General features: G+C 37.4%; 7 protein-coding genes. 4 read left to right on the top strand and 3 right to left on the bottom strand.

Going from position 1 to position 9,917, the window contains the following annotated elements; all coding sequences use genetic code 11:
* Positions 1-95 precede the first annotated feature (95 nt).
* The 4 genes from FLP_RS21115 to FLP_RS21100 all read left to right on the top strand — a co-directional run bounded on the left by FLP_RS21115 (position 96) and on the right by FLP_RS21100 (position 7,092).
* A complete protein-coding gene (locus FLP_RS21115; RefSeq protein WP_065451484.1) occupies positions 96-2,942 on the top strand; it encodes a T9SS type B sorting domain-containing protein in 2,847 nt (948 codons plus the stop codon).
* Positions 2,943-3,429: 487 nt separating this feature from the next.
* Entirely contained in the window at positions 3,430-4,551 is a 1,122-nt protein-coding gene (gene nagA, locus FLP_RS21110; RefSeq protein ID WP_065451483.1) for an N-acetylglucosamine-6-phosphate deacetylase, read from the top strand.
* Between the two features lie 283 nt (positions 4,552-4,834).
* A complete protein-coding gene (locus FLP_RS21105) occupies positions 4,835-6,073 on the top strand; it encodes a hypothetical protein (protein ID WP_065451482.1) in 1,239 nt (412 codons plus the stop codon).
* A 14-nt stretch (positions 6,074-6,087) separates the two neighbouring features.
* Positions 6,088-7,092: a hypothetical protein gene (locus FLP_RS21100; RefSeq protein WP_244894301.1), complete on the top strand. Its 1,005-nt coding sequence runs from the start codon at positions 6,088-6,090 to the stop codon at positions 7,090-7,092.
* 468 nt (positions 7,093-7,560) lie between these two features.
* Here FLP_RS21100 and FLP_RS21095 read toward each other — a convergent pair whose 3' ends face one another.
* The 3 genes from FLP_RS21095 to FLP_RS21085 are packed head-to-tail and all read right to left on the bottom strand — an operon-like array spanning position 7,561 to position 9,667.
* Positions 7,561-8,817 (bottom strand): MFS transporter, encoded by a 1,257-nt coding sequence (locus FLP_RS21095; RefSeq protein ID WP_065451480.1) that lies wholly within the window; start codon positions 8,815-8,817, stop codon positions 7,561-7,563.
* Positions 8,818-8,836: 19 nt separating this feature from the next.
* Positions 8,837-9,064 carry a hypothetical protein gene (locus FLP_RS21090; protein WP_065451479.1) on the bottom strand — a complete coding sequence of 76 codons (228 nt, stop codon included), beginning with the start codon at positions 9,062-9,064 and terminating at the stop codon, positions 8,837-8,839.
* 6 nt (positions 9,065-9,070) lie between these two features.
* On the bottom strand, positions 9,071-9,667 hold the full coding sequence (locus FLP_RS21085) for a TetR/AcrR family transcriptional regulator (protein ID WP_065451478.1): 597 nt from the start codon (positions 9,665-9,667) through the stop codon (positions 9,071-9,073).
* Between the last annotated feature and the right edge of the window lie 250 nt (positions 9,668-9,917).

Here is a 9,917-nt window from a genome sequence, read left to right as displayed (position 1 = left end):
AACGAGTTTGAATGTACATTGTAATCTGTCTAGACGTCCACGGCACAACACATGCTGTAGTATATCACTTTACAAATGAGAGAGTGTATGTTGACATGCCTGTCAAGAAGGTAGTTGGAATTGTGAGCTGTGTCTATAATGTAACCCCGACAGTGCCTGTAGTAACAGATAATTGCGGTAATACATTAACCCCATCTGCGCCTTTGATATCCACAACACCTGCTTGTAACGGAGATGTAACTTACACTTATACCTTCACCGACTGTACAGGAAACACACACGATTGGGTATATACCTATACCATCGAAAGAGTAGATTTCACAATGCCGGCCAATCAGGGATCAACAGTTGCATGCGCGGCATCGATTGTGACCCCGACAGTTCCCACAGTAACTGATAATTGCGGTACTATACTAACGCCATCTGCGCCTTTGATATCCACAACACCTGCTTGTAACGGAGATGTAACTTACACTTATACCTTCACGGATTGTACAGGAAACACGCACAATTGGGTATATACCTATACCATCGAAAGAGTAGATTTCACAATGCCGGCCAATCAGGGATCTACAGTTGCATGCGCGGCATCGATTGTGACCCCGACAGTTCCCACAGTAACTGATAATTGCGGTACTATACTAACGCCATCTGCGCCGATAATATCTGCCACACCTGCATGTAACGGAGATGTAACTTACACTTATACCTTCACGGATTGTACCGGAAATACACACGATTGGGTATATACCTATACCATCGAAAGAGCAGATTTTACAATGCCGGCCAATCAGGGATCAACAGTTGCGTGCGCAGCATCGATTGTAAACCCGACAATCCCTGTAGTAACAGATAATTGCGGTAATATACTAACGCCATCTGCGCCAGTGATATCTACAACACCTGCATGTAACGGAGATGTAACTTACACCTATACTTTCACCGATTGTGCGGGAAAGACACATGATTGGATATATACCTATACCATTGAAAGAACAGATTTCACAATGCCGGCCAATCAGGGATCAACAGTTGCGTGTTCAGCATCGATTGTAAACCCGACAGTTCCTGTAGTAACCGATAATTGCGGTAATATACTAACGCCATCTGCGCCTTTGATATCCACAACACCTGCGTGTAATGGAGATGTAACTTACACCTATACCTTCACCGATTGTACCGGAAATACACACGATTGGGTATATACCTATACCATCGAAAGAACAGATTTTACAATGCCGGCCAATCAAGGATCTACAGTTGCATGCGTGGCATCGATTGAAACACCGACAGTTCCCATAGTAACGGATAATTGCGGTAACATATTAACACCATCTGCACCTTTGATATCCACAACACCTGCATGTAACGGAGATGTAACTTATACCTATACCTTCACGGATTGTACAGGAAACACGCACAATTGGGTATATACCTATACCATCGAAAGAGCAGATTTTACAATGCCGGTCAATCAAGGATCAACAGTTGCCTGCGCGGCATCGATTGTAATACCAATAGTTCCCGTAGTAACGGATAATTGCGGTACTATACTAACACCATCTGCGCCTTTGATATCCACAACGCCTGCTTGTAACGGAGATGTAACTTACACTTATACTTTTACGGATTGTACAGGAAATACACACGATTGGGTATATACCTATAGCATCGAAAGAGCAGATTTTACAATGCCGGCCAATCAAGGATCTACAGTTGCGTGCGCGGCATCGATTGTAACACCGACAGTTCCCATAGTAACCGATAATTGCGGTACTATACTAACGCCAGCTGCGCCAGTGATATCCACAACACCTGCTTGTAACGGAGATGTAACTTACACTTATACCTTCACGGATTGCACCGGAAACACACACGATTGGGTATATACCTATACAATAAATAACACCGTTGCACCAACCGGAACAGCACCCGCAAACCTCTCTTTACAATGTATCGAAGATATTCCAATTGCTAATGTAAGCGATATAACAAATGCAGCATCGAATTGTAATGGAACAATTGCAATTTCAGTATTTGATACTAATAACGGAGGTACCGGATGTACAGCAAGTCCTTACATCGTAACAAGAACCTATACGTTAACGGATTGTGGAGGATTATCAACTCGTTTAGTGCAAACAATTACTGTAATAGACGCAATGCCACCTGTTTTTGCAGAAGGACTACCGGCAAATTTAACTGTAGAGTGCTCAGCAGTAATTCCGGCAGCAGTTACCCTTACTGCTACTGATAATTGTTCGACTGCAATCGTTACCTATAATGAAGTAAGAATAAACGGAAATTGCTCAGGCAGCTATCAGCTTCAAAGAACCTGGACAGCAAATGATGCTTGTGGAAATGAAACATCACACACTCAGATTGTAACAGTAGCAGATACTACCCCACCAGTTTTTGTTGAACCTTTACCAGCAGCAACAGTTGAGGCGGATTGCTCGACTATTCCGCCTGCTGTACCACTTACCGCCACAGACAACTGCGGAACAACGACAGTTAATTACAATGAAACAAAGGTTGATGGATCCTGCAGTAGTAAATATAGCCTGATAAGAACATGGACCGCAAGTGACAATTGTGGAAATCAGAATACTTACACACAAACCATAAATGTATCGTGCATTGCTGAGGTTTATAATGCAATTTCACCTAACGCAGACGGTATCAATGACACTTTTAAAATCGGGGGAATTGATTGTTTTCCTAATAATACGGTTGAAATTTTTAACAGATATGGAATCGCTGTCTATAGAAAAGACGGCTATGACAATGTAACCAATCCTTTCGAAGGCATATCTGATGGACGTGCAACCTTTCAACGAGGTGAAAAACTCCCTACAGGTACTTATTTTTATACTTTACAATATGACGATAATGGAAAAAGAGTCGAAAGATCAGGATATTTATACATCAATAATCAATAGAGATTTAAAGTAGTGGTAATGACTTTTTGGTATTCATTAGCATATTAAATAATCTCGAAACTATAAAAGAGGAATGGCATCAAGCCAATTCCTCTTTATAGTTTATAGAAAATCAAATGGCGTAGAAAAAGTCGAATGATTTTCAATTATAATAAAATTACCACTACTACATCTGCAAGAACATTACAAACGAATTTTCAGAGAAACGCAAAATTTGTAGAATTCAGAACATTTAGATAGAATTCTTTAATTCTTTAAAAAAAAATATTTTACATAAATAATAATAAAACATTATACTTTTACTGTGAAAATTAATATTGCTAAACAAAAAAAGAATCTAAATATCTGAACCTTGGTAAAAGAATCCAAACAGAATTTACTTTTTAATGGATACAAGGGGCTTTTATTTTTAAATAAAATAAGTGAATTTATTTTTAAATATAAGTGGCTACCATTTTACTATAGCAGTAAAGAAATAAATTAAAAAATGAAACAGGCGATTATCAATACAACCGTGCACACCGGTGATGAAATTATTACTAACGGAGTTATTATTATCGAAAACGGAACTATTCTTTCCGTTCAAAAAGAGGTTCCAAATGACATTGAAACAATTGATTTACAAGGAAAACATATTGCGGCGGGCTTTATTGACATTCAAATCAATGGTGGAGAAAAACTCTATTTTAGCCAGACTCCTACCGAAGAAACAATTCAGGATATTTATGATGCAAGTTTAAAATACGGAACGACTCATGTACTTCCGTGTTTGATATCGTCATCGCATGACACTATTCTTCAAGGAATTGAAGCGGTTCGCAATTACATTCAAAAACAGGATAATGGCGTGATCGCAATGCATTTGGAAGGTCCGTTTCTGAATCCGTTAAAACGTGGCGCACATAGTATTGATCAGGTTCGCAAGCCTACGAATGCGGAACTTGAAGAAATTATCAGACTGGGAAAAGGCGTAATCAAAGTCATCACAATTGCACCGGAATGTTTTACAGACGAACAACTAAATATGTTGTTAGAAAGTGATATACAAATTTCTATAGGACATTCTACTATTACGCATAAAGAAGCGCAGGTTTATTTTTCGAAAGGCATAAAACTTGTCACTCATTTATTTAATGCCATGACGCAATTTGGTCATCGTGAACCAGGTTTGGTTGGAGCTACTTTTGAAAATGAAAATGTATATGCTCCTGTAATTCTTGACGGCGCACATTGCGATTATGCTGCAGCAAAACTGGCATACAAACTCAAACAAGATAAATTCTTTTTGATTAGTGATGCTACCTTTTTAGGCCGAAAAATAGCCAACTTTAAATGGGACAATTTTGACGCGCATCTTGACAATGGTTTTTACAGAAATAGCGACGGCAATCTGGCCGGAGCTACAATCTCTATGCTGGAAGCAGTGCAAAATGCTTATAATCATTTAGATGTTTCTGCAGATGAAGCAATAAAAATGGCCACGTCACGCGTTGCAAGCGCCATTGGTATGGAAGATCAAATTGGAAAAATAAAACAGGGCTTTCCTGCGAGTTTTGTACAATTTAACGATGATTTATCTGAAATAAAAACTTTGACTTTTCTTAAATAACAGTACCATTATTTCATAAATACTATTCTGATTACCTCAAAAACTTTCAGCTTTTAAATCAAAATCAAAACATTTTAGATCAGATTTAAAAGTTGAATTTTTAGTTACAAATTATCTTTCGCTTTGCTAAATCCTTAAAAAGTAAAAGAATAAGAAAATCTAAAAAAACCTACTTTTATAACAAATTAAAACAGCAATTTTCTGTCAATATTCTTGTTTTTAATAATGATATTGATAGTTTTGCGTTGTATAAAATAAACCCCAAATTTAACCTACAAACCTTATGAGAAAAACCATTTCTTATTTTTTGCCCTTTGCTATTTTCGCGAGCATACTTATTGGCTGCAGCGACGATGACTCGAAAGGAGACGATTACAAAGCCAATTATTTGCCCAGCATTGACGCTAGTAATTTACCAAAGGAAAACCGACCTATGACCATGTTCGAAGACGATGAAAACTCGTCGAAAATGTATGATAACAAGGATCGTTTTTTCCGCGTTAACCAGCCCATGCAGATCATCCAAAAAGGAAAAGATTCTGTACAGGTTTCTCTTTATTCTCCGGTTGGACTGAGCGATGTAAAAGTTTATGCCAAAATAGCCAACTACGACAAGCGCTTTTTAATTTATGAATTTTCTAAAGTTCCTGCTTTTCACCGTTCTTTTCACCAACTTCCTTTGATTGAAGGCAAACACGACTATCAGTTAGAAAACGGAAAAACGGTTACGATTGATAAAATTGGCGGATTTTCTTCCGGTGCGATCGAATTTTCGGTAGAATCTACAGATCCTTTATTTGCCAAATTCAAGAAAATTAAATCAAATCGACTAGTGCAATTCAGCACGCAGTACCACCTTAATAATCCTGCTGATGATCCTAATAAATATTTACCGATGAATCCTGTTTTGGCTAAAGAAGCGATCACAATGATCATCAATTTCTCGTATGCCATTAGTCATCCCTTGTATTATGATACATTCATGAATTTTGACCGTTACAAAAAAGAACAGGCTGCAACAGCCGGAACAGAAATAAATGGAGCCTTAAACTGGCACGGAAATGCTGATGATGTCGATGGCGTTTATGATTATCTGACAAAAGCTCAAATCGAACAAGCGTATAATACTTATATTGATAGCCGTACACTGAATATGGCCATGGTTGGCGGAGGTTCTGCCTGGGGCGGAGGTGCTTTGGCATCGCAATGGGAATCGGGTTATGTTACCGGACACTGGAAAGGCGAAATGTCAGTTTGGTCACACGAATATTCGCACCATTCGGGTTATAACCATAGTAGTAATTTGGCCAATAGCGGTCAGGGCGGTGGTCAGCAGGAAATGTTAACAGAGTTTTATAAATATCTGATACATTTAAATGATCTTCCTTTTACTGATCCGGATGTATTAAAAGGATACACAAAGACTACTTATCTAACAGGTAGTTACAAAAAACCTGTGTTTACTATTAATCCTAAAAATACATTTTTAGTAAAATATAAAGGAGAAGGAAAATGGAACTAACCTACAAAACTATCATGAACAAAATACCGTTTTTACTACTATTACTTTGCTTTTTTACCAATTGCAGCAAAGATTCTAATGGCGATGATCCCACTACTTACAATTACTTCTACCCTACTGACGAAGCTTCGATAACGGCGGCTCAAATTGGGGACGGAACGGGAACTTTAGATCCGAAAGGAATCGCCATTGCCAACGAAAAATTATATGTTGCTAATGGAAATGTCCTTGAGGTTTTTAACGCGGTAACTTTGGCCCATATCAAAACCATTACCGAATATAAAAAAGGAACTACCACTACTCCGTTGACCGAAATTACTTCTGTTGCTGTTGATAAAGGCCGAATTTATATTGGAAGCCGTGAGTCAAGACTTTTTGTAATGGACGAAAATACAAATGCGGGAATCAGCATTGTTGGAAACGGCCAATGGTGGCAGACTTTTGTACACGTTTTTGGCGTTGTGGTAAAAGACGGATTGGTTTTCGTGAAAGAAAAAGAAACCTCGATTAAAGTTTTTGAAACTTCTCAAATTACAGAAACCAGCGATTGGAATTTAAAACCTATCGCGAAACTGAATACTTTAAACGGTTTTGACCAGGTGTATTCACTTGATGTTGAAGGCGAAAATTTAGTCGTTGCCGGAAGAGATGCAAAAAGTTATTTGTATTACAATATTGCAGGCATCAGAGCCAATGCGGCAAGCTCACTTACTGAACCTATAAAACCGGTAACGTCGACTATGGTAACTAAACCAATTGCCGTAAGTTTTACCAGTGACTGGGCTGTTACGTCTGAAAATAACGGAAACATCAATTATTTAAGACTTTATCCTAAAGCAGATTTTATGGCTCGTAACTACACGGCAAGCGTAAATGCTACTGATGTTTTAGGACAAAATCCTTTTGGAAGCATTGTAGGTGTTGCACAACTTAACGATCGTATCTTTTTATCGGATAACACCAATAAAAAGATTAGAGTTATTAAGCTGAATAAATCTGTGATTGAGGAACAGAATTAGAAAATTCCAATTTTTGAAGTCCCAAATTCCAAATTTAAAAAAAGCTAAAATCTCAAGTTTCTTTATTGGAATTTGGGATTTTTTTTATTGGAATTTAAAATTCTTTTATTCGTGAAATTCTTTGTCTATGAACGCAGATGACACGGATTCGCTAAAGCGCAAACGCGGATTTAAAACGGATTTTTTTATTTTTTGGATTTATTTTTTTAGGAGATTTATTCTCATTTTATAACTCAATATTGTCATCCTGAGCGAAGTCGAAGGACACGTAAGAAGCTCTACAAAGATTCTCGATTTTCTTTGGCTAATTTCTAGTGATTTCTCCTCCGTCGAAATAACAAGATTGCGAATAAATTCCGCGTAAATCCGTTTGATCCGTACAATCCGCGGGCCATTCAAAACAAATTAATCCCAAAAAAAGCTTGTCTTCAACAGACAAGCTTTCTTATTCTCAAACGAAAAACTCGTTTAGATCTTTACTTCTTTCGCAGCAGCATCTTTCGATTTTACTAACTGATTCACTCTCCAAATAAAAAATATGGAACAAAGTGTAATAATCGCAATTACGTATCCTAAAATATCATAGTTTTCAAGCGGAGCAGTTTTTGTTTTCTGATGCACAATATATCCCGCACAAACTGCTGCAATTCCGCCTGCAATTTGCTGTAAGGAGGATGATATCGACATATAGGCACCACGATCTTCTAATCCTGGAATAGCAGTATTTAGCGTTGTAGCAGGAATCATTCGGCTCATGATTCCCATAAACAAAATCATATTGATCACTACGATTTCCCATAGCGGAATAGGATTTAGGTTTGTATAAATTAAAATCATAATGATCGAAAGTATAGAACCCGCTGCAAACAATTTAAACTTGCTTATTTTATCACTTAACTTTCCGACCAAAGGCATGATAAAAAGAACTGAAAGTCCGGTAAAGAAAAATACCATTGGCAATTCTAAATGGCTAATTTTAATATTATTGACCAAAAAAGCACTTCCGAAAGGCTGTAACATAAATCCTCCAACCGAAAGAAAGGCAATAGAAGCAAAACCTATCTGATATTGTTTGTTGCTTAGCGTATGCCAAAGGTGCAAAAACGGACTCTTATCTGATTGTACTTCAAGGTGTTTGACAATGGGCTGCATTTGGGTGATAATCGCAATCAGAATCAGGACGCCTAAAACGGCAATCATGATAAAGGCCGAATGCCATCCCCAATTGTTGGCAAAATACAAACCAACCGGAATTCCTAAAATCTGACTGGTAGCAAAAGCCATTTGTATAAAACCCATCACACGGCCTCTTTGGTGAATGACAAATAAATCGGTTACGATGGCTAAAGATACTGAACCAATTACACCGCCAAAAAGTCCGGTAACGATTCTTGCCATAAGCAACATCATGTAACTCGATGAAAGTGCGCAGAAAACGGTACCAATAATGAATCCTGTATAAAAGAAAATCAATAATTTTTTTCGGTCGAATTTGTCTGCAAAACCTGCTGCTAATAATCCCGAAATTCCGGCACTAAATGCGTAAGCAGAAACGGCAAAACCAAAGTTTGAAGTGGTCATGTCGAGTGTTTTCATTAAGATATCTCCCAGCGGAGAAATGACCATAAAATCAAGAATTACAGTAAACTGCAAAAGGGCCAGAATGGCGATAATGATTTTTTGGTTAAAAGTAAAAGTGGGGCTGTCCCCTGATGTTTTTTCCATATAAACTTGTTATTTTTTATTAGTTTAATTCCTGGCATTCATGACCAAATTCGTTGATCATACCAATGATTGTTTCGGGTTTTAGTACCGAAGAAACAACGCGAAGTACACAATCGACATCTTCGTGATCGATACTCCATTGCTGTATGTCCTGATGCTCGTCGAGCGTTTTACGCAGCTGGCAAGCCGGATCTACAGTGGCAATATTTGTTTTAAAAACGTGTATGGTATTTAAATCAGTTTCCATAATTTTTCATGGTTTTAAAGCTTTTATGGTTCGGCTAAAAGCTTCTTTCATAATTTCATTGGTAAGCTTAAATGGCTTTCCTCCCATACTCTTACCCTCAGTATGCAAGTTCAACAGCGTGTATAAAGGTCCGTAGGCGACAGACCAAAAAGCTTCAAATGTCATAGGAACCAGTTCTTTATTACGTAGTCCGTTATCTATGAACTCTTTCATAATCATTCTAAAATCTGCAAACTCTTTAATAGAATCCAGAATAATTTCTGAGTGAGGCGAATGTTTGACGATTTCAAAAAAAGCAACTTCCTTGGGGTATTTCATGGTAAATGCCGCGCGGTTTTCCCATTGCTTCCATAATCCTTCTTCAAACGACATTTGAGGCGAAAAGTTTTTTACCGTACTGGTAAAAAATTTAAGTGCCGTAACAGCACCTATTTTTTGTATTAAATCATCTTTGTCTTTATAATAAATGTATAAGGTTCCAACAGAAATGGAACAGGCTTTTGCCAGTTTATTCATGCTGAATCCCTGAAATCCGTCGCTTACGATTTGATCAATTGCAGTTGTAATGACCAGCTTCTCTTTGTCAATATCCCGAATTCTCATGCTTTTTTTTGGCAAAGATAAAATAATAAATGAATGAACATTCTTTTATTAATTATTTTTTTGAAATTATTTTAATGAAGAAAAATAACGGGATTTTAAATTCAGATTTAAAAACTCTTGATATGAAAAAGATATTTAATGGTTTCAACTGTTGGGACACAATATATTTATCGTGTTTGATTATTTCGATACGTTATTTTGATACGTTTCCCGTGGTTGAAACCACGGGCTATGTTGAAATACGATAAGT

The sequence above is a fragment of the Flavobacterium piscis genome, assembly GCF_001686925.1.
Lineage (GTDB): Bacteria > Bacteroidota > Bacteroidia > Flavobacteriales > Flavobacteriaceae > Flavobacterium > Flavobacterium piscis.
This window is presented reverse-complemented; position numbering and strand designations above follow the sequence as displayed.